Here is a 20,309-nt window from a genome sequence, read left to right on the forward strand (position 1 = left end):
ACGTTTTTGGTCGGCTTTATTATATTGGCAATAATGGCAATGGGGTTGTAGCTGTTTATGTGAGTACTGGCTTATAACTGACTTTCTGCCCACTCTTTTAATAAGACGACGTGATTGATTTTAGGATTTTTGGCAGCATAAAGAAAAGTCACTGGCTGATTCTTTAATTCTTCTTTTATTTTTGCGATAAATTCTTCGCTAAAGGGATTATCATCTAGCTCACTTTGGTAAGCAACTGTGAATTCTTCCATGCGTTCAGCCTCATGATTAAAGGCCTTGCGACTTTCCTTCGATGGTGTGATATCTTTGGGCCACCAATCATAAGGCAAGTCTTCTTTCTTTACACCTCGTGGCCATAATCGGTCAACCAATACTCGGAAACCGTCTGATTTGGCCGCTTCTTCGTAGACGCGTTTCATTTGAATTTGATGCATCTTGTTCACTCTTCCTTTCGGCTCATTTGCATTTTTATGGTGACAAACCGCCTGCTCTTTTATGGTAATCGTTTTCATTTGCAAAAGCAATTGACCGCCTTTAATTTGACAGGTAAGATAGATATATTGATTAAAATTAAATGAGAGAAAGGGGTATTGAATGAAAGATGCTCTTAAATTTGCATTTCCTTTAACAATCCCAATTATGGCTGGCTATATATTCTTAGGTATTTCCTTTGGTATTCTTGCGACAAGTAAAGGCTTGCCGATCTATTATCCTGTCATTATGGCGATATTTATTTATGGCGGCTCCATGCAATTTGCGGCCATCAACTTATTATTAGCAGCCTTTAATCCGATTAGTGCCATTCTATTGACGATTATGGTTCATGCGCGACATATTTTCTATGGGATTACTATGTTATCCCCTTTTAATCAGCTGAAAGACGGTCCGCGAAAATTCTATACAATGTTTGGATTGACGGATGAAACCTTCTCCCTCTTAGCCTCTCTCGAACTGCCAGATAATCAAGATGAAAGTTGGGTTTACTTTCTAATAACCCTATTGAACCAGTCTTATTGGGTCATTGGTTGTGTCATCGGTGCCCTCATTGGCAGTCATTTAAGCTTTAATACTCAAGGAATTGAATTTGTCTTAACTGCCCTATTCGTCACAATCTTTATTGACCAGTGGTTAAGCGCTAGCAATCATCGTCCAGCCTTAATCGGTCTATTCGGTTCAGCGGTGAGTTTGATGATCTTCGGTGGCAACAACTTTATGATTCCAGCCATGCTGGCGATTCTTGTGCTATTCAGTATAGAGTATTATCAGGAGGTGAAACCATCGAATGACTAATCAACAGATGTTACTTACAATCGCTTTAGTCGCTTTGACGACCGTCGCCTTACGATTCTTGCCTTTCTGGTTATTCCCTGCTACTAAAGAGCCACCTGCTCTCATTACCTATTTAGGAAAAGTCTTGCCCCGAGCGGCGATTGCTTTACTGGTGGTATATGCAGTGAAAGATGTTTCCCTGACCAGCGCTCCACACGGTCTTCCTGAATTGTTTGCTATACTTGTTATTATTGGTATTCATGTGACCAAGCGCAATAGTTTGTTGTCGATTGCAACCGGCACATTTGTTTATATGTTTTTAGTTCAAGTTGTTTTTTAATTTCAGTCTTCGTGTGATCAGCCATTCGGCCAAGTTACCACTAATGAATCGTAAAGAAGGAGTGTTTTTGTGACGACCTATTTCAGTAAGTCTTTTGGTGATGCTTCAGACCAGTTACCAGTCGAAGCGAATCGCTATCGTTTAGTCTGGGCAGTCTCTTGTCCCTTTGCACAAAGAGCCGCTATTGCGCGCCAATTATTAGGGCTTGAGGACATTATTTCTTTAGCCACTGCTCACCCTGTCAATCATGGACAAGGTTGGCAATTTTCTTTAGACTCTGGCGGCGTGGACCCTATTCTAAACGTGGCGTCAGTGCCGGCTTTATATCAAGCAACTGCACCTAGCTACGAAGGTCCCTTTTCAGTACCAGCGCTTGTTGATACAAAAACCCAACAAATGGTACGTAAGGAATCGTTGGACATTGTTCGAGAGTTATCAACCGCCTTCAAACCTTTACATACTGCGAAAGCACCTGATTTATATCCTGAGGCTTTACATCAAGAAATTGACGAATGGAATGACAAGCTTTCGGCGGCCCTTACGATTGGCGTGAATAAGATTGGCTTTGCGCAGGATCAAGCGTCTTACGATGAAGCCTCCGATGCTTTCTTTACTGCTTTAGAAGAGATTGACACGCGTTTAGCAAGTCGTCGTTATTTCCACGGCGATCAACTAACAGAAACAGATATTGTGTTATACACACCTTTAGCTCGTCTGGAAGTTTTCTATGCGCCGGTATTCGGTGCCAACAAACAGAGCTTGAGCGACTTTCCACATCTGTGGGCTTACTTACGCCATCTGTATGCTATACCTGCATTTCGAGAGACCACTGACTTTGACGCATTTAAAGAAGGCTCTTACTTAGGCAAAATAGGGCAGGAACGTTTGACGCGTTTGGTGGTTCCTGCTGGTCCCGACATGTCACATTGGTCAACTCCACATGAACGCTCGGATGATACTTACCATTTTTGGAGTTAATACTAAAAACCGACAAGCCTGTGTTTGGGCTTGTCGATTTTTAGTTTGCTAGCAATTAATGTCTTGACCATCCCGCCACATCGCGACCGCGTTTTGGATAAATTGTTCGATACCACTCTCGTCTAGCTTCTGCGTTTTTCGCACGCGGACGCACCCTTTTCCAAGATTGAAGCCTTGTAATAAGGTTTGTGAGTCTGGTACCTTTTCAATATCGCCCACATAGACACTCACGTAATGCTTTTGGGCATTCAAGGCCATAAACTGCTCTTCGCCCATGCCATAACTCAACATTTTATAGGCCAAGCCTTCTGTTGCTTCCGGTGCTGCTGTTTGAATCATCTCACGCAAACGCAATAATTTCTCCTTGCGCCAATCGTCTTCTAAAACCGCCAAATACGCCTGCGGCGTCGTCACATCGTATTGAACCATGTTGCTCGCCTCCTTTTTATTTAGTATACCACTAAGGGCAAATACTTATAAAAAATTTAAGCTTTATAAAAGCATATTTTGACTTCTAATACGTATTTATATGTAGGAAGACAATAAGGAGGTAGAAGCAATGCAAGATCGGATGATGTGGTATGAATTGATGGATCAGCGTGAGGCTTTGGATAAGGATGGGCGCTTCGATTACCAATTATTATTGAATGGGGACCGAGGTGAAAGCGAGTTGGTGCGCTTATTACTGGAGCAAGGTTTCGAGGATATTTGGTGGCGCCGTAATTTGTGGCTAGCAAGGCAAGTTGAGTGCGATGTGATTTTGGTGACGTATGAGAAGATTTACGTTTTGAATGCCAAAAACTACTATGGGGAGTTTATTTACCGTGACCATGTCGCCTACTTCAATGGCAAACCTCTACAAAATGATCCGATTGGAAGTTTCCAACTATCTTTGGGCCGTTTGAAGAAATTATTGCGTGAGGCTGGGATTGATGTGGCAGTTGAGGGGCGTTTGGTATTCATGAATCCTGATTATAGCGTGGACTTTGATGATTCTGTTAGTGTTGAGTGCGTGTCGCGTTATAACGTTTTGAAGTTGCTGGCGGAAATCGATACAAAAGCTCGGCATGTCGGCCGTCAACATGGATTGCATCCTGAAGCCGTGGGTGCGAAGCTTTTGGCTTTGGAAAGTGATAGCAAATATAATCTGCCTATGGTTCAGGATGTTCAAGTGGAGAAGATGGCTGCTGGCTTCGTGTGTCCGAAGTGTAGGAGCTGCCGGGGGATGACGGTGAGTATCAACCTTGTCACATGTCGCTGTAGACAATACACTGTTTCAAAGCGTGTTGCCGTCTCAGAGGCTATCAATGAGTACTGCCATATCTTTCATCACCGTGAAAGTTTCACTTCATTAGAAATCTACAATTTTTTAGGTGGACAGGTGAGACGCAGATACATTTCTCGCCTACTCAAAGAACAATTTAAACTAGCTGCTTTTGGCTCAACTACAGCCTACGTCAATCCTTATTATAGAAATCCAAATAAGTATGATAAACCATTTAGATAGACTATCGATATTTATTTATTTATTTTTTGGGTGACCCTGGCGAGTCTTAGCAAAGGATGGCAGGTAAACACGGAGACTCTGCCAACCCTCAGATAAGGATGGCACTCGGTAACGGGAAGCAGGTCGACTCTGGGCGAAGGATGGCAGATGAGCAAGGAGATACCGACGACTCTGGGCGAAGGATGACAGGTGAGCAAGGAGATACCGACGACTCTTGGCGAAGGATGGCAGGTGAGCAAGGAGATACCGACGACTCTTGGCGAAGGATGGCAGGTGAGCAAGGAGATACCGACGACTCTTGGCGAAGGATGGCACTCGGTGAGCAAAAGCAGGTCGACTCTGGGCGAAGGATGGCACTCGGTGAGCAAAAGCAGGTCGACTCTGGGCGAAGGATGGCAGGTAAGCAAGGAGACTCTGCCGACCCTCAAATAAGGATGGCACTCGGTGAGCGAAAGCAGGTCGACTCTAGGCGAAGGATGGCAGATGAGCAAGGAGACTCTGCCGACCTTCAAATAAGGATGGCACTTGGTGAGCGAAAGCAGGTCGACTCTAGAAGAAGGATGGCAGATGAGCAAGGAGACTCTGCCGACCTTCAAATAAGGATGGCACTCGGTAACGGGAAGCAGGTCGACTCTGGGCAAAGGATGACAGATGAGCAAGGAGATACCGACGACTCTCGGCGAAGGATGACAGGTGAGCAAGGAGACTCTGCCGTCCTTCAAATAAGGATGGCACTCGGTGAGCGAAAGCAGGTCGACTCTAGGCGAAGGATGGCAGATGAGCAAGGAGATACTGCCAACCCTTGGCGAAGGATGGCAGGTAAACACGGAGACTCTGCCAACCCTCAGATAAGGATGGCACTCGGTAACGGGAAGCAGGTCGACTCTGGGCGAAGGATGGCAGGTAAGCAAGGAGATACCGACGACTCTCGGCGAAGGATGGCAGGTGAGCAAGGAGACTCTGCTGACCCTCAAATAAGGATGGCACTCGGTAACCGAAAGTAGGTCGACTCTTGGCGAAGGATGACAGGTAAGCAAGGAGATACCGACGACTCTGGGCGAAGGATGGCAGGTAAACACGGAGACTCTGCCAACCCTCAGATAAGGATGGCACTCGGTAACGGGAAGCAGGTCGACTCTGGGCGAAGGATGACAGGTAAGCACGGAGACTCTGCCACCCCTCAAATAAGGATGGCACTCGGTAACGGGAAGCAGGTCGACTCTGGGCGAAGGATGGCAGGTAAGCAAGGAGATACCGACGACTCTCGGCGAAGGATGGCAGGTAAGCAAGGAGACTCTGCCGACCCTTGGCGAAGGATGGCAGGTAAACACGGAGACTCTGCCAACCCTCAGATAAGGATGGCACTCGGTAACGGGAAGCAGGTCGACTCTCGGCGAAGGATGACAGGTGAGCAAGGAGACTCTGCCGACCTTCAAATAAGGATGGCACTCGGTGAGCGAAAGCAGGTCGACTCTAGGCGAAGGATGGCAGGTAAACACGGAGACTCTGCCAACCCTCAGATAAGGATGGCACTCGGTAACGGGAAGAAGGATGGCAGATGAGCAAGGAGATACCGACGACTCTCGGCTAAGGATGACTGGTGAGCAAGGAGGCTCTGCCGACCTTCAAATAAGGATGGCACTCGGTGAGCGAAAGCAGGTCGACTCTAGGTGAAGGATGGCAGATGAGCAAGGAGATACCGCCAACCCTCTGACAAGGTCGGCAGGTAAACACGAAGACACTGACGACTCTCAGACAAGGATGGCACTCGGTGACCAAAAGCAAGCTGACCCTTGGCGAAGGTCGACAGTAGGCCCCCACCCCCATGCTCCACGCAGCCAAGCACATCCCCCATCAAAAACCAGCGGTGTCGTTCCCTTCGGTTCACGACGATTAAATTAAAAGCGCACTGACATAGAATCGTGCCGGCCATAAGCCGGCACTCCTTTTGCTTTTAAAGGTATTTCTGCATGAAAGAAACACCTTTCACCCACAATTCCTCCAACACGCTCGCTCACCATCCAACATCGCCTAGCCTCCCGCATTCCCCCTACGATACTCGCGCGGTGACACTCCCGTCCGCTCGCGAAACATTTTCGCAAAGTAACTAGAGGACTTAAAGCCACAAGCCAAACCAATTTCAGTCATCGTCCAATCAGTAGTCACCAACAAGTCCGCCGCCGCTCTCAAACGAAAATCCATCAAATATTGTGAAGGTGTTTGTTGCAGAAATTTTGCGAAATATCGCTGACACTCGCGCACGCTGATTCCTGCCACTGCCGCCAAGTCAATCACTTGAATAGCCTCGCTGTAATGCTCATGGATCCAAGACAGCATTTCCTTCAAACGCAATTCTTGAACCGTCACCACCCGCCTAGTACTCCCAGATTCACCTTTACTAGCGGATAACAACAAGCGCGACAAGGCATGACGCACCTCAAATTCATAGCCAAACGCTCGCTCACTAGTTGCTATAAATGCTTGATCAAACGCCTCAAACGCTAGTGCAATATTCCGCTCATCTTCGCCAACACCAATCCCAACACCAACCCGGTTACTTCTAGCCAAGACCCACACCGGCGCGCCACCCGCCAAATAAGGTTGAACATATTCCAAATCAAATACACTCCCCGGAGCGCCTGCCACAATTTCTGCATCAAACACCATTGAGCGATATCGACAATCCCCGTCGCCGACACATACCAACCCATGCATTACATTGGCATTCAAGAAATATGCATCCCCAGCTGCTAACTCATACTCACGCTCCAGCAAAGTCAACTTCACCTTGCCCTCGTCCAACACAAAGGCCTCCAACTCCCCATGCCAATGAGGCGGGATTTCTTCACCAATATAATCTCGAATATTTCGCTGATACAACTCTAAAGCAAAGCCCACCGTACCACGCGTCAATAGCTCTTTGCCTTCTCGGTTAACAGGAATCGTCAATTTTTCTTTCAAAACATCACCCCTTGTCGCATTTATTATAGTATAAGGCGTTTTATTGAAAGTATCAACCTAATAACTTCGTTATTATTACATTATAGAAAACATACCAAAGGAGGTTCTAGATGACTAAATTACTCCGTACACTCAAAAGCTTAACACTAACAAACCTCGCCCACTTATTGGACGAACAAGCTTGTCGCCCTTATAAAAAACAATTCGCCAACCTAATTTTCCAGACCAAATACGACAACTAATCACACAGCGACCGCCTGTCAACTAAACTGACAGGTTCTTTTTAAGCACACAAAATAAGGCCACATACCGCTCACGCTAGAAATCGTTCGAAACATAAACGAGCTAACTCTCTACCGCTCCAAACTTCCCCTTCTTGCCACGAATAGTGAACCTCCCTTTGGAGTAGCTCTCTTTTTCACGCAAAAAACACCAGAATTCTTCATGCCTTCTCGCATTAGATAACTGGTTTTATGTAATCAATCAGATTCATCGTGACGCTCAGCTGCTTGATCTTTTCTCCATAATTGGCGAATAAAATAACCGACACTAAGACCGTTAAAATCCCAATCACTTGACTCAAGGACAATTGTTGCTTCAATAAGAAAACGGTCAATACGTTTGCCACAAGGGGCTCAAGCGCCGCTAGTATGTTTGTTAAGGATGGTTCAATTTAATTAATGCTAGCTAAAACCAAAGTGAAAGCCAAAGCCGTTCCAATGATTACTATAAAAGCCATATACAAGATGACCTTCCAATCCAATCGCTCACCAAATACTCAACCATCTTTAGATGCAGTCCGTCAAATTGAGCCATAAGAAATTGATTAGCAATTCCAGTCCGGTTCAATTAGCCAGATCCCATCTTTTTTCACCAAAAAAACTGCCCCTTAAAGGACAGTTTTTCAAAAATTACTCTTCAGTTAATATACCATCTTCCATGCGATAAACACGGTCACAATAAGATAACATTCGCTCGTCATGCGTCACCATTATGGCCGCTTTATGGCGCGCCTTAACTTCTTTGGCAATCAGGGAAACCACTTCATGAGCACGTTTCGTATCCAAATTCGCCGTTGGTTCATCCGCTAAAATAATACTTGGATTGTTCATAAACGCACGCGCAATAGCGGTTCTTTGACGTTCACCACCTGATAATTGATGGGGATATTTTTTCATTTTATTACCTAAGCCAATATCATTCAACAACTCTTGCGCAAAGTCGCGATCTGCTGTAACTACTTTCCCTGCCATTTTCTTAACCACTAATAATTGGTCGATGACCGGTAAATAAGGTAATAGATTTGATGTTTGTAATATAAACCCAATTTTCGATAAGCGCACTTTCGACAATTCTTTCTCAGAAATCGACGCAATATCTACTCCATCAATAATTACTTGACCACTTGTTGCTTTCAATAAAGCGCCAGCAATAGACAGGAACGTACTTTTTCCTGAACCGGACGGACCAATAATCGCAATGAACTCTCCTTTTTCTACACTCAGACTTAACTCTTTTAAAGCCGTCGTTGTGAATTCACCCTCTTGATAAACTTTGGTGACATTTTGTAATGATATTTCTGCCATTATTCTGCCCTCCCTAATGCTGTTATTGGATCGATTTTTATAATACTGCTAACTGAAAAGAGTGACCCTAACAAGCTTGTCCCTAATAATGTTAAACCGTATAACACAACATGCTCGGTTAATAAGTTAAAAGGCATGCCCTCAGGTAAAATCATTTGAGTTAAATACGTTAAACCAATTCCCAACAGAATCGAAAGACTTGTTAACAAGAAAACCTGCGACACGACCGTTAAAATCACGAAACCGTTACTTGCTCCAATTGCTTTCATCACACCAAATTGTTGTGTCTTTTGAGTCGTTAACACATAGAAAAAGACTGCCACAACAAAAGCCGAAATAAAGACCAGTAACCAAAGCATCAAATTAATCGTTCCACTTTCAGCTGAATAACCTGGTACGCCATTTAATGCTGCTTTCTTATCGCCTACTTCAATCCCGTCAATTTGCTCAGTCAGTTGCTCTGCCGTGAGGCCATTCACTTGAATAAAAATGCTACTTACCGCTTCTTCAATTCCCATATCAGAACCAGGAACAGCATATTTAACCTCACGCAAAGTGTCTAATGGCAAATAAATTGCTGGCAAGTGATTCAATTTTTGATTTTCAATCATTCCCACAATTTCAAATTCTGTCTCACTACCATTCAAGGTTAATGTATCACCAATCGCAAAACCTTCTAATGCTAAGGAATGATCCACTATTACCTGCTTTTCTTCGTCAGCATTCAAGGGTTTGCCTGACACAAGTCGCGGCTCTATAAAGCTTCCAGGCTCTATCCCAATAAACATCACACTTGTTTTCTTATTTGCTGCTTCTTCATCAGCCAACGTCCCTTTTAAGACTGCACCGATTGCTGTATTTAAACCAGCCGCTTCAGTCACGCCGTCTAACTGAGACACTTCATCGACCATCGCACCTGGCAAAGTAGACTTCGACAAGGTAAACTCTGCTTCTTCTTCAAAAATTGCTAAATCCATTGGCGAGTAACGAATCGCAGCGGTCCCTAAATCAGATAAACCATTTCCTAAACCAGACAACATAAACACTAACCAAGAAATTAACACAATGATAAACCCAATCAACAGAAAGCGTTTCTTGGAAAACCACAGCTCTTTACGGGCTAAAAACATAGGACATCCTCATTTCTTACTTTTAAGTATGCTTTAGTATACAACAAAGTGACACACCTGTCACTAATTATTTTCCGCGACAATAAATAAATAGCCCTCCCGAACAAAATAGGGTCTATAGCCTGTTCCTATCAAATTGGACAACAAATCCTCCAATCAGTTTCGTGTTATTTAAGCTCAAACTAAATCAAAAAAAAGAGACCGCAACCAACCGGTCACAGCCTCCAAACTCCCTCTAGACTATTAAATTACATTTCTTCCGGAGCTTCAATTCCTAATAAGTTTAAGGCATCTTTCAAAACAATCGTCATGGCTTTAACTAAAGCTAAACGAGCATCAAGTTGATCATTCTCTTCAAGAATACGTGTATTTCCGTAATATTTGTTGAATAGTTGCGCTAAAGAAACAGCATATTTTGCCACTTGTGATGGCTCGAAACGCTCGATTGCATTCTCAATAATTCTTGGGTAATCGATTAATTTTTTAACAATTTCCCAGCTGTAATCATCAGTTAAATCAAAAGTTAGATTCGCTAAATCACCGGTAATCTCTTTGCCGTATTTACGGATGATTGATTTAGAACGCGCATACGTATATTGGACGTAAGGACCTGTTTCTCCTTCGAACTGAACGATGTCCGCTAAATTAAAATCAAAACTATTCATACGCTCTGTCTTCAAGTCGTGGAATATAACCGCGCCAACACCTACTTGATGAGCGACTTCTTCTTTATTAACTAAGTCAGGGTTTTTAGCCGTGATTTGTTCTAGAGCTAAATCAACCGCCTCTTTCAAGACTTCCTCTAATAAAACAATTTTACCTTTACGTGTCGATAATTTTTTACCATCTAAGGTAATCAAACCGAAAGGCACGTGAACAATATCATCCGCCCACTCGCGACCTAATTTAGTCAATACCGCTTTTAATTGCTTGAAGTGAGCTGACTGCTCATTTCCAACCACGTAAACGTTTTTCGCGAAATCATAGTTTTCCTTGCGGTAGTTAGCAGCTGCTAAATCACGCGTCACATATAAAGTCGCACCATCAGATTTTTTAATTAAAGCTGGTGGTAAGTTCAACTCTTCTAAATCAACAATTGTTGCCCCTTCATTGACAGTGGTAATCCCTTTTTCTTCCAACTCATCAATAATCGGTTGCATTTTATCATTGTAGAAAGCTTCCCCATTAAAGGAATCAAACCCAATATTTAACATCTTATAAACTTTATCAAACTCAGCCAAAGACTCATCCTTGAACCAAGTCCATAGACGAATCATTTCCTCGTCGCCATCTTCCAAACGTTTGAACGCTGCGCGCGCTTCTTCTTCTAACTCAGGCTTTTCTTCAGCAACCTCGTGGAAATCAACATATAACTTGACTAATTCTTTCACAGGATCCGCCGCAATGACCGCATCATCGCCCCACATTTTATAAGCAACAATTAACTTACCAAATTGCGTTCCCCAGTCACCTAAATGGTTAATACGAATCGGCTTATAGTTCACTTTCGCTGCAATATTCGCAATCGCATTCCCAATCACCGTCGAACGCAAATGCCCCATCGACATCGGCTTAGCAATATTTGGACTAGAGAAATCGATTGTCATATTACGACCTTCACCAATATTTACATCGCCATACACACTACCAGCAGCCATTACCTCTTGAACAAGCGCAGCCCCAACAGACTCACGCTTTAAACTGACATTAATATAAGGTCCAACCGCAACCATCGCCTCGAAATTAGTCTGATCCAACTCAGTCACTAAATCCGCCGCAATCTGCGCCGGCGCCTTACGAAACACACGCGCCAACTGAAACACAGGAAAAGCCAAGTCACCATGACTCGTATCCTTAGGAACCTCAATTAAATTTAAAATTTCATCCGCTGACAAATGCTCCGCCAAAACTGGCGCCAAAGCATCGACAAACAATTGCTTAGTATTCATACTATTTCCTCCTTGAATAAAATATAAAAAACCCCTAGAACAACCCAAAAACAGGCGCTCTAGAGGCGTTTGAATGTTTAGATCATACGCGGTACCACTCTAGTTCCGCCGACACAAAAACCGGCGCTCAACATTGATAACGGAGCAAGACTCCGAACCAGGTACCCAAACTCCCTCGTCATTACCTAAAAGTGCGCTTCAATCGCTGCATCATGCTGGCTCTCAACAACCCAACTCGCTGTAAACTCCACAACCATCTACTCTCTTTCAGAGGTCTGATTTTAACCGTTACTCATTTTATCAAACAAAGCCACACCTGTCCATAACAATCCAATCCTAAAGACATTCTTAACAAAATAAGCCACTAAAACACTAAACGTCTCACCACACTTGCGCCCTTCTACGCCACCCAATTGACATCCCAGATAAGCCCTATGCTAAAGCCGACACCACTTGTTCCAACCACTCAGACGCAATCACCCCATGGCCAACACGTGTCGGATGCACCCCATCTTCAATCGTAAAATGCTCAGCCGGCGACACTTTCACCAACTGCTTAAAATGCTCGTGTAAAGGAATATACTCTGCCCCAAACTCTGCTGCGACAGCTTCAATACTCGCCGTCATCGGCATCAATTCTTGTTCCCACTCCAAATGGTCTTGCGGTAGTGGCAATAAGAAAGGCTGCAATAATACAATCTGTAGTTTCGGGTTTTCTTGACGTGCCTGGTTCAGCAATTGACGGTAGGTCTTTTTAAAATTGGCCAGATAAGCAGCATCGATCGGTTGGCCTGCACTACGATGATGCCAAATATCATTTATCCCAATCATCACCGATAAGATATCCGGCTTCAAAGCCAGACAATCCCTCTGCCAACGCTCAGCCAAATCATGCAGCTTATGACCATTAATCCCACGGTTCATCACTTCCAACTGCAAATCAGCATAGCGTCCCAATAACAAACTCCCCGCCATATGGGCATAACCATTCCCCAAATCATAATGATTAGAATAATCACGCCCCGCATCGGTAATGCTATCGCCAATAAATAAAATACGCTGCCCTTGTTCCAATTTCATCGCTGACACACTCCTTGAATATATTAAGTAGATTTTACCACAAATCTTTGAGCCATCAGTAGTTTCTGCTAGTCCTCTTTAGCCAAAATATTAGCACTTATCTTGAATATCAGACTGGAGGTGATATAACGAGGGCCAACCATCACCCGGAGGTGATAGAACAAACCGCTACATCACTCAGAGGTGATAAAACAAACCGCTACATTACCCGGAGGTGATATAACAAACCGCTACATCACCGGGAGGTGATATAACAAACTGCTACATCACCGGGAAGTGATAGAACAAACCGCTACATCACCGGGAGGTGATATAACAAACTGCTACATCACCGGGAGGTGATAGAGCAAACCGCTACATCACCGGGAGGTGATAGAGCAAACTGCTACATCACCTCCTGGTGATGTAATGAACGCAACCATCACTCAAAGATGAATTACCATAGCCATAGGCTTGTCTTCTACTAAGTTTCTTAAGCCAGTTAGTTGGCTACTTAATCAATGAAGCCAGAATCTTATCTTGCAGAAAAAAACAGCGGAGTCGTTCCCTTCGGTCCACGACGATTTTATAAAAGCACTGGCTCTTTTTAAATCGTCACGAACGCAGTGAGTGACACCGCCTGTCTTTTCAATGCTTGCTGGGGTTGGTGATGGGGAATAATCCTCAGCGAACCACATACCTTAAATTTCTACAAATGCAAAAAACCGCCTATACAGACTAGGCGGCTTGATGTCACTATCTCACGTACAATGGATTCATTCTAATGTCTTGATCTGTTTGAAGATGAAAATCAGCCTGGTAAACCACTTCACCCACAGATGGGTCAAAGGCTTTTAATCGAACAACTTTATCATCGATGGCATAAGATTGATAATATATGCCATGACGAAGTGAATAATTGAAATCCCTTGCATCATAAGTATGGATACTTTCAAATTCATTAGCCACATATTTAAAGATTTGTGCTACCGGCGCCTCAGACATATCAACTCCGAAGTTACCCTTTTGACTCGATGCATACATAAATAAATCCTCGCCATGCATCATCATGTGTCCGAAACCGTAAGTTATCCCGTCAATTTTTAATTTCAGTTCATCTTGAGTGATAATTTGTGTGTCATGCGTTTGAGCATCCATTAAGACAACGCCTTCCACAAGAGCAGTAGAATCGCCATAACTAGCGGTACGCGAATAACTATCAGTTAAGTAAAACAGATAATCCTTCGGCGCAACAAGCTCATCTTCTAGATAAGGACTCGCTAAATATTGGTCGCTTTGTCCGCTAAAATCAACATTCGCTTCACTTACGCTTAATGCCGGCAAAGCAATTTGAAGTTCGACAAGAGTTTCACCATTATAATCATTCACATCTTTCAATAGGAAGTTAAGTTCATTTTCACTTGGTTGAGCAAAACTTAGTATCTCTGCTAAATTAGACGGTTGCGTTTGAAGCTCGTAATTCAAGGTCTCAAACGTTTTAGCCACTGAATCAATCACCACTAATTTTAAATGACTTTCGGGCTCCCTATCTTTATGTCGGGTTTGGACCCCTACCCAAACCTGCAAGTCCCCCGCCGTTTGTAATAAACGCACGCCATCTAAATTGGGACGGTTATAGAGAGGGAACTCTTCGATGGCTAGTTGTTTTGCATTGGTCTGTCCTTTTAACAGAATTGCCTGTGACAGATTCACCTGTGACAGATCGCCCATAAAATTGCTTTCTCCATCAATCCAATCGAAGCCTACGCTCGCTGGCGACCTATTTTGTTGAGTGTCATCATAAAAGAAACTGCCCGAAACCGTCTTACCATCTAAAACCGACGCATCTCCCATTTCATTCATCACTATCACTTCGTCGAAAGCAAGCTTGGGTGTCAGCCATAAAACTAGACAAGTAAAAACGGTCATTAAGCTTAAACTAATCGCCATCAGATGTTTTTTCATATTCGGGCCTCCTTAGGGTTGAATGTTATTTGATGAAGTAATATAAAGAGGTTCATCAAGGTTCCTAGTACGATAACATTTGCTACAACCACAAAGCTTTCTAATACGGTTAAATTCAAACTTATCAAAATAAGTCCCCCAACAATCAGCAGCAATAAATTGGCCAAGCCGACCGCGACTGCGAATAATACAGCCTTCACTTTACTTTCTGCTTGCTTAAATAGAAGAGTCACCATCACTGAGAATACGATGAGAACCCCCAACGAGATTGCTCCAAAACTCAGCAAGCTACCGCCGACGGTCATTGGCATGAAGATTTGCGTCATCGGTAACATTTGCGCGTAACTATAGTACCAAGGAATGCTCGCATAGGTACCGGGATTCATAAAGCTAGCGCCTAGAAAATTTATCGCCCAAACCATCAATAATTGAGTGAAAAAGACGCCACCGACCATCAATAACAGACTGACCCATTTGGCTAGCACAATCACAAAACGGTTACCAGGTAAGGTCAACAAGCGGATGATGAAAGTACTACCGCCTAGCCATTCACGTGCCCAAGTGTAGGCCGAATAAATAGCTAGCAAGCCAACCGCTGCTATCAGTAAGAGTTGATAAAAGCCACTAAAATCGATCAACTCACCCAAGGTCACCATAGAATGGCGTTGAGTATCTTGATTGAATCGATAGATTGTAAAGAAGGCAATCACCAGCTGACTGATCACCACTAACCCGATTACAATGCCGTAAAAGACGCGCGCCCGTCTCAATTCATCACTCAATAAATTAATAAATTTCTTCATGCCCGTACACCTCCTTCATGACATCCACAATGCTCAAGCCCTCATTCAGCCGGACTTCTTCTGGATAAAATTCACGCACCACACGCCCCTCATCCAACATCACCACTTTATCGACTAGATGTTCAATCTCTTGAATCTCGTGTGTCGCCAGTAAAACGCCTTTGTTTTCCAAGAGCTCAGTCGAAAAGATACTCGCAATTCGGTCACGCGTTAGGACATCAATGCCTGAAAAAGGTTCATCCAGCAACAAATAATCACTATCCAAAGACATCGCCATCAACAAGTTCGCACGGGCAATATTGCCTTTTGACAAACTGCCAATCACATCATCTCGTTTCAACTTAAAGAACTCGACCAAGCGAGAGGCTTTCTTTTCATTAAAAGACTGATAATAAGTTGCCTGATAATCCAAAGCCTCTTGAATCGTCATCTGCTTTAATAGAATATTCTTGTCTGGCACATAGGCAATTCGGTTGAAATCCTGAACCGTGACAGCCGGTCCATTCAGTAACACCTCGCCTTCTTGATAAGGCGTCAATTGCATCATCGCATTCATTAAAGTTGTCTTACCGGCTCCATTCAAGCCGATCAAACACGTGATTTCATTCGGCTGAACCGTAAAGCTCACCCCATCTAACACCTTTTTCTTCCCGTAAAACTTGCTTAACTGTTTGATCTCAAGCATCCTGTTCACCTCGCATGTTTTTGGCGTATTCCACTACATAATTCACCAGCAGCTCTGGCTTAACCTTCAACGGCTCGATTTCCTTAAAAAAGACCGAAAGAGCCGCTTCAATCATGGACTGCCGCAAGCCTTCAATCGTCTTTAAATCATCCGTCACCTGACTTGGTACATTATTTCCTGTCATAATTAACGCCTCCTCTTCCAATTCCTTCAAGGCCCGCTGGACAGTATTCGGGTTCACCTTATACCGCTGGGCCATCTCCCGCCTTGACGGCAATACCTCACCGGGCTGATACTCGCCACTGACAATCGCTTGTTTCACAAGATGCTTCAACTGCTCATAAATTGGTATTCGCTTATCGAATTCCATTGGGCACCTCCTCTTTAAAGTGTACCAACCACTTAATACACCCTCTAACTGTATTATACACACAACACACTTTCACCACAAGCAAAATACGCCTTTAAATCATTTGGCTATTTTGACCGAGTTTTTATAAATGATGGCCTGACTTGAATAAGGACTTTATGAATCGCTATCAGTTATACTTAACGTAGAAACTAATTGAGGAGATGACAGTATGGTAAGAAAAATTTATACAGCAAGCAATGCAAGTTCGTCGGGCCCTTATTCACATGCGGTAGATGCAGGAGATTATGTCTTCTTTTCGGGACAAACAGCTAAAAACGCCAGTGACGCGCCGGATTTAACGGGTGACATTGCTGGCCAAACCCATCAGTGTTTTGCGAACCTATTAAATGTGATGGAACAGGCGGACTTAACAACAGACGACGTAGTTAAGGTCAACGTCTATCTAACAAGTATGAAAAACTTCACCGCAATGAATGACGTGTACGAAACCTATTTCACAGCGCCTTTCCCAGCCCGCACCTGTGTCGCAGTTTTAGAACTGCCACTTGAAGCGGAAGTAGAAATAGAAATAATTGCTAAGCGTTCGTAGGCTTTATTTAAAATTTGGCGCGACGCGTCTAACAAAGACAAAGTCAGTGTCAGTGCGGCCACGACGATTAAAATTAAACCATAAGTTTTTCTAACTTCGTGTCGGCCAATTGGTCGGCACTTTTGTTGTTGCTTACTATCTTGGTGACTTCATGCAATGGCTGTAAAATAGCGACGTGGTGTTAGTCCTTCAAACGCAACGTTGCGGTAATTCTACGTGGGGTTAAACTACCTAAAGAAATATAAATTCCTCTTGGCCCTTCTTAGAGGCAGCCGGGTTTTTGGCGTTCTTTCAAAAGGACTTATCCTTAAAGTATACATACGACACATGCTATGCTTAAAAAAATTGTGCGATGTTTACCTAGATGACTTAAATTCATATTTTTAGAATAGTGAACGCTCGTTGAAGCCTGTGGTCACGCTAATGCGCATGAAGTATTGTGTCTTACTTATTTCAGTCTGTCCGTTTGCGATTAACTCTCGTAGTAATCGTAACTTCCACGTTATTATGATTACTTTAATGTATCTGACTGCTTTAACCGGTTTCATGTTAGCTGATTGGGCACTGTGTGTTCAATCGTCAGTGACCACTTCTTATGAACAAAAAAGTTTATTAAAGCAAATAAAAATCAGCAAGCTCCTTAAAAGGGAACTCGCTGATTTTCTAAATTTTATTGACTTATTGTTTATTTGTCCCACGTTTGCGGACAACTAGCGTAATTCCTAACAAGCCTAGAAGAACTGCTAGTGCTACTAACCAGACATTTCTAATTTCACCTGTGTTAGGTAGGTTTGCTTCAACATCTGTCGTTTTAGATACAGAGATCGAAGTCGATACCGATTCACTCGTGGTATCGCTTGAAATTTGACTACTTGTTTCGCTAGACGATTCACTTTCAACGGCTTTTTCTCCGTAAACAATTGCGAATCTACCTAACTCTTGCGTACTAAAGTTCACTTTCTGATTGAATAATGAGAAAGTCAAGGTCGATGTATTCGCACCTGAAATTCTGACTACTTTCAGTTGACTTGTGACTGGCTGAGTTGGCAATTTAACTTGGGCAACTCTCGTCAACTGAACTGGCGCATTGTTGCGGTCTAACAAGACCACTTCATAAACATCAGCATTCATATTCTGTAACGCAGCGGGTAGTGGATCGAGTGGTTGAGGTACTTTTGTCACCTGTAATTTCACCACTTTACCTGCATCAGCCGGGTTGACTAATACTTCGACGCCCGTCGCATCATCCACGTAACGCTGAGTTGCCTCAGCTACTTCAGACTCATCCGCTTCAGATTCCTGAGATTCAGACGTCGATTCAGACGATTCACTTGAACTTTCCTCAGGCTTCGTTTGTAAGACGACTGTCTGCGTGACTGTTTGATTGGCTGCAACCGTTAGACGCGCAGCCGTCGTCTCTAATAAATAACCTTCTGGCGCTTGTGTGACTTCAAAACTATATTCGCCAGGTACCAAATCAATGAAACTCGCCACCCCAACTGCATTCGTCGTGACCTCTATCTCGCCTATTTTGACCTTGGCATTTTCGATTGGTTCGTTTTGTGAATTGACAAGTTTTAAGTCGATTCGTCCAACTTCTGGTTTCTTGTCAACTACAAGACTTGCTTCGAACGTATCAGCTTCAGCAATCTCAGCTCTTTGTTCTTCAGCATCTTCAAGTAAGCTATAAGCCTCAGGGACTTCCGTTACTGAATAGTAGTAATTGCCTGGTTCCAAGCCTTCGAAAGTTGTTTGACCGTTGCTATCTGTTGCTTGTGATAAGCCACCGAATTTAACCGTCGCCCCTTCAACTGCTTGGTCCTGTTGATCGACCACCGTAATAGTCGCTTGCCCTGGTTCAATGATACGTTCCACACGGATATCTTGCGTGATATCTTCCGCTTCCGTCAATGTCACTTCCCCTTGATGGGCGCCTTGGTAGCCTTCTGGTAAGCCTGTAATGTCATATGGATAAGTCGCCGGGTTCAAGTCAGCTAAACTCACTCGACCTTCCGCATTCGTCGTTAAGGTTTGGTCATTCAGTAGAATTGTCGCCCCTTCAACAGGTTGATCTTCTTGGTCTAGGACACGAAGATTTATTTGACGTGTCGTGATTTGACGATTGACTGACAAGTCTAAGCTTTCGGTTGCGCCTTCAGTCATCACCACTTCTTGTGGCGCCAAATCATGCGAATAACGCTCTGGTAATTGCTTGATCGACACTTGGTAAGTCTTCGGTGTCACTTCATTGAAAACAGCTTGTCCTTGCTCATTCGTTGTTGCTTCAGTCCCTTCAGCTAACTGAATGACTGCCCCTTCAACGGCTGCCTCCGTTTGATCCATCACAACAACCGATAATTGACCTTTGGCTAATGTACGACTGACTTCAATTGCTTCTTCAGCCGTTTGGTCTTGACTAATTGTCAGACTACCTTCGGCTTCACCAGTATAACCTTCTGGTAAAGAAGTTAATTGGTAAACATACTCTTTACCCGCTTGAAGCTCAAGAATAATCGCTTGTCCTTCAGCGTTAGTGGTAAAGTCCTTCTCGTTTAAGCGAATGACCGCTCCAACGACTGGTTGTCCTTCTTGATCTTTGACCGTAAAGGTCACATTGCCATAACGCGGATCACGTGTCACAGAAAGTGTTTCGCTGATTGTTTCTCCAGCCACCACTTTAACTGTCCCTGATAGCTCTCCAGAATAACCTTCAGGTAAAGCTGTCACACTATAAGCATGGTCCCCCGCTGGTAAATCCGTTGCTTGTGCCACACCATCAGCATTTGTCGTAATCGCCGTATCATTTATCGTAATCTTGACACCTTCCAGTTTACTCTCGCTTTGGTCGAGGACTGTAAAGGTCGCATTCCCAACAGTTGGCGCTTTGGTGACACTAATGGTGGCAGTTGCTGTTTCAGCCGCTGTCACTGTTAAGTTGCCTGAACCTTCGCCTGAATAACCTTCAGGTAAGCTCGTAAGAGTATATGCATACTCGCCCACTGGTAACTCACTAATGGCCGCCACACCTTCTGCGTTAGTTGTATAGTCTTGTTCAGCAATCGTTATAACCGCGCCGGCTACAACCGCCTCGTTTTGGTCGACTACTTTAATTGAA

Annotated in this window: 19 protein-coding genes; 6 read left to right on the forward strand and 13 right to left on the reverse strand. The window is 43.8% G+C overall.

Translation table 11 applies throughout. The features are described 5' to 3' along the window. Positions 1–71: 71 nt before the first annotated feature. Positions 72–434, reverse strand: coding sequence for a DUF488 domain-containing protein (locus ACTQ5J_RS12775; RefSeq protein WP_441753521.1), 363 nt, complete (start codon positions 432–434; stop codon positions 72–74). Positions 435–594: 160 nt separating this feature from the next. On the opposite strand from ACTQ5J_RS12775, the gene ACTQ5J_RS12780 reads away from it, so the two are divergent. The 3 genes from ACTQ5J_RS12780 to ACTQ5J_RS12790 all read left to right on the forward strand — a co-directional run bounded on the left by ACTQ5J_RS12780 (position 595) and on the right by ACTQ5J_RS12790 (position 2,587). Next, positions 595–1,290: an AzlC family ABC transporter permease gene (locus ACTQ5J_RS12780; protein ID WP_441753522.1), complete on the forward strand. Its 696-nt coding sequence runs from the start codon at positions 595–597 to the stop codon at positions 1,288–1,290. Then, entirely contained in the window at positions 1,283–1,609 is a 327-nt protein-coding gene (locus ACTQ5J_RS12785) for a branched-chain amino acid transporter permease (RefSeq protein ID WP_441753523.1), read from the forward strand. The genes ACTQ5J_RS12780 and ACTQ5J_RS12785 overlap by 8 nt, the downstream gene beginning before the upstream one ends. 69 nt (positions 1,610–1,678) lie before the next feature. Continuing rightward, a complete protein-coding gene (locus ACTQ5J_RS12790) occupies positions 1,679–2,587 on the forward strand; it encodes a glutathione S-transferase C-terminal domain-containing protein (protein ID WP_441753525.1) in 909 nt (302 codons plus the stop codon). A 48-nt stretch (positions 2,588–2,635) separates the two neighbouring features. On the opposite strand, the gene ACTQ5J_RS12795 is transcribed toward ACTQ5J_RS12790, so the two are convergent. Continuing rightward, the gene (locus ACTQ5J_RS12795) at positions 2,636–3,016 is read right to left on the reverse strand and encodes an iron chaperone (protein WP_441753526.1); all 381 of its coding nucleotides are present in this window, start codon (positions 3,014–3,016) and stop codon (positions 2,636–2,638) included. A gap of 130 nt (positions 3,017–3,146) precedes the next feature. Here ACTQ5J_RS12795 and ACTQ5J_RS12800 point away from each other — a divergent pair, with 130 nt between their 5' ends. Further along, a complete protein-coding gene (locus tag ACTQ5J_RS12800) occupies positions 3,147–4,094 on the forward strand; it encodes a nuclease-related domain-containing protein (RefSeq protein ID WP_441753528.1) in 948 nt (315 codons plus the stop codon). Between the two features lie 2,031 nt (positions 4,095–6,125). Here ACTQ5J_RS12800 and ACTQ5J_RS12805 read toward each other — a convergent pair. Next, positions 6,126–7,055, reverse strand: a complete 930-nt coding sequence (locus ACTQ5J_RS12805; protein WP_441753530.1) for a helix-turn-helix domain-containing protein — start codon at positions 7,053–7,055, stop codon at positions 6,126–6,128. A 110-nt stretch (positions 7,056–7,165) separates the two neighbouring features. Here ACTQ5J_RS12805 and ACTQ5J_RS12810 point away from each other — a divergent pair, with 110 nt between their 5' ends. Next, positions 7,166–7,297: a hypothetical protein gene (locus ACTQ5J_RS12810; protein WP_441753532.1), complete on the forward strand. Its 132-nt coding sequence runs from the start codon at positions 7,166–7,168 to the stop codon at positions 7,295–7,297. 215 nt (positions 7,298–7,512) lie between these two features. On the opposite strand, the gene ACTQ5J_RS12815 is transcribed toward ACTQ5J_RS12810, so the two are convergent. From ACTQ5J_RS12815 to ACTQ5J_RS12855, 9 genes are all read right to left on the reverse strand, one after another. Then, complete coding sequence (locus tag ACTQ5J_RS12815; protein WP_441753533.1) at positions 7,513–7,683, reverse strand: hypothetical protein; 171 nt, start codon at positions 7,681–7,683, stop codon at positions 7,513–7,515. A 283-nt stretch (positions 7,684–7,966) separates the two neighbouring features. Continuing rightward, positions 7,967–8,641: an ABC transporter ATP-binding protein gene (locus ACTQ5J_RS12820; protein WP_441753535.1), complete on the reverse strand. Its 675-nt coding sequence runs from the start codon at positions 8,639–8,641 to the stop codon at positions 7,967–7,969. Next, positions 8,641–9,771: an ABC transporter permease gene (locus ACTQ5J_RS12825; protein WP_441753537.1), complete on the reverse strand. Its 1,131-nt coding sequence runs from the start codon at positions 9,769–9,771 to the stop codon at positions 8,641–8,643. Before ACTQ5J_RS12825 ends, ACTQ5J_RS12820 begins: the two co-directional genes overlap by 1 nt. A gap of 248 nt (positions 9,772–10,019) precedes the next feature. After that, entirely contained in the window at positions 10,020–11,720 is a 1,701-nt protein-coding gene (gene argS, locus ACTQ5J_RS12830) for an arginine--tRNA ligase (RefSeq protein WP_441753538.1), read from the reverse strand. Between the two features lie 432 nt (positions 11,721–12,152). Continuing rightward, on the reverse strand, positions 12,153–12,800 hold the full coding sequence (locus tag ACTQ5J_RS12835) for an SGNH/GDSL hydrolase family protein (protein ID WP_441753540.1): 648 nt from the start codon (positions 12,798–12,800) through the stop codon (positions 12,153–12,155). Between the two features lie 735 nt (positions 12,801–13,535). After that, complete coding sequence (locus ACTQ5J_RS12840; protein WP_441753542.1) at positions 13,536–14,744, reverse strand: hypothetical protein; 1,209 nt, start codon at positions 14,742–14,744, stop codon at positions 13,536–13,538. After that, positions 14,741–15,547: a hypothetical protein gene (locus ACTQ5J_RS12845; protein WP_441753543.1), complete on the reverse strand. Its 807-nt coding sequence runs from the start codon at positions 15,545–15,547 to the stop codon at positions 14,741–14,743. The genes ACTQ5J_RS12840 and ACTQ5J_RS12845 overlap by 4 nt, the downstream gene beginning before the upstream one ends. Beyond that, positions 15,531–16,232, reverse strand: coding sequence for an ABC transporter ATP-binding protein (locus ACTQ5J_RS12850; RefSeq protein ID WP_441753544.1), 702 nt, complete (start codon positions 16,230–16,232; stop codon positions 15,531–15,533). Before ACTQ5J_RS12850 ends, ACTQ5J_RS12845 begins: the two co-directional genes overlap by 17 nt. Next, on the reverse strand, positions 16,225–16,602 hold the full coding sequence (locus ACTQ5J_RS12855; protein ID WP_441753546.1) for a GntR family transcriptional regulator: 378 nt from the start codon (positions 16,600–16,602) through the stop codon (positions 16,225–16,227). Before ACTQ5J_RS12855 ends, ACTQ5J_RS12850 begins: the two co-directional genes overlap by 8 nt. A 211-nt stretch (positions 16,603–16,813) precedes the next feature. Between ACTQ5J_RS12855 and ACTQ5J_RS12860 the strand changes: the two genes are divergently transcribed. Beyond that, positions 16,814–17,194 carry a RidA family protein gene (locus ACTQ5J_RS12860; RefSeq protein WP_441753547.1) on the forward strand — a complete coding sequence of 127 codons (381 nt, stop codon included), beginning with the start codon at positions 16,814–16,816 and terminating at the stop codon, positions 17,192–17,194. Positions 17,195–17,872: 678 nt separating this feature from the next. Here the strand turns inward: ACTQ5J_RS12860 and ACTQ5J_RS12865 are convergent. Beyond that, positions 17,873–20,309, reverse strand: a 2,437-nt coding sequence (locus tag ACTQ5J_RS12865; RefSeq protein WP_441753549.1) for a carboxypeptidase regulatory-like domain-containing protein, incomplete at its 5' end; no start/stop codon positions are given.

This window comes from Fundicoccus sp. Sow4_F4 (genome assembly GCF_052116145.1).
GTDB lineage: Bacteria > Bacillota > Bacilli > Lactobacillales > Aerococcaceae > Fundicoccus.

Coding starts and splice junctions, on each gene's coding strand:
- ACTQ5J_RS12780 (WP_441753522.1), top strand. CDS start 595: ATGAAAGATGCTCTTAAATTTGCATTTCCTTTAACAATCCCAATTATG.
- ACTQ5J_RS12840 (WP_441753542.1), bottom strand. CDS start 14,744: ATGAAAAAACATCTGATGGCGATTAGTTTAAGCTTAATGACCGTTTTT.
- ACTQ5J_RS12845 (WP_441753543.1), bottom strand. CDS start 15,547: ATGAAGAAATTTATTAATTTATTGAGTGATGAATTGAGACGGGCGCGC.
- ACTQ5J_RS12850 (WP_441753544.1), bottom strand. CDS start 16,232: ATGCTTGAGATCAAACAGTTAAGCAAGTTTTACGGGAAGAAAAAGGTG.
- ACTQ5J_RS12810 (WP_441753532.1), top strand. CDS start 7,166: ATGACTAAATTACTCCGTACACTCAAAAGCTTAACACTAACAAACCTC.
- ACTQ5J_RS12855 (WP_441753546.1), bottom strand. CDS start 16,602: ATGGAATTCGATAAGCGAATACCAATTTATGAGCAGTTGAAGCATCTT.
- argS (WP_441753538.1), bottom strand. CDS start 11,720: ATGAATACTAAGCAATTGTTTGTCGATGCTTTGGCGCCAGTTTTGGCG.
- ACTQ5J_RS12825 (WP_441753537.1), bottom strand. CDS start 9,771: ATGTTTTTAGCCCGTAAAGAGCTGTGGTTTTCCAAGAAACGCTTTCTG.
- ACTQ5J_RS12785 (WP_441753523.1), top strand. CDS start 1,283: ATGACTAATCAACAGATGTTACTTACAATCGCTTTAGTCGCTTTGACG.
- ACTQ5J_RS12775 (WP_441753521.1), bottom strand. CDS start 434: ATGCATCAAATTCAAATGAAACGCGTCTACGAAGAAGCGGCCAAATCA.
- ACTQ5J_RS12820 (WP_441753535.1), bottom strand. CDS start 8,641: ATGGCAGAAATATCATTACAAAATGTCACCAAAGTTTATCAAGAGGGT.
- ACTQ5J_RS12800 (WP_441753528.1), top strand. CDS start 3,147: ATGCAAGATCGGATGATGTGGTATGAATTGATGGATCAGCGTGAGGCT.
- ACTQ5J_RS12795 (WP_441753526.1), bottom strand. CDS start 3,016: ATGGTTCAATACGATGTGACGACGCCGCAGGCGTATTTGGCGGTTTTA.
- ACTQ5J_RS12835 (WP_441753540.1), bottom strand. CDS start 12,800: ATGAAATTGGAACAAGGGCAGCGTATTTTATTTATTGGCGATAGCATT.
- ACTQ5J_RS12860 (WP_441753547.1), top strand. CDS start 16,814: ATGGTAAGAAAAATTTATACAGCAAGCAATGCAAGTTCGTCGGGCCCT.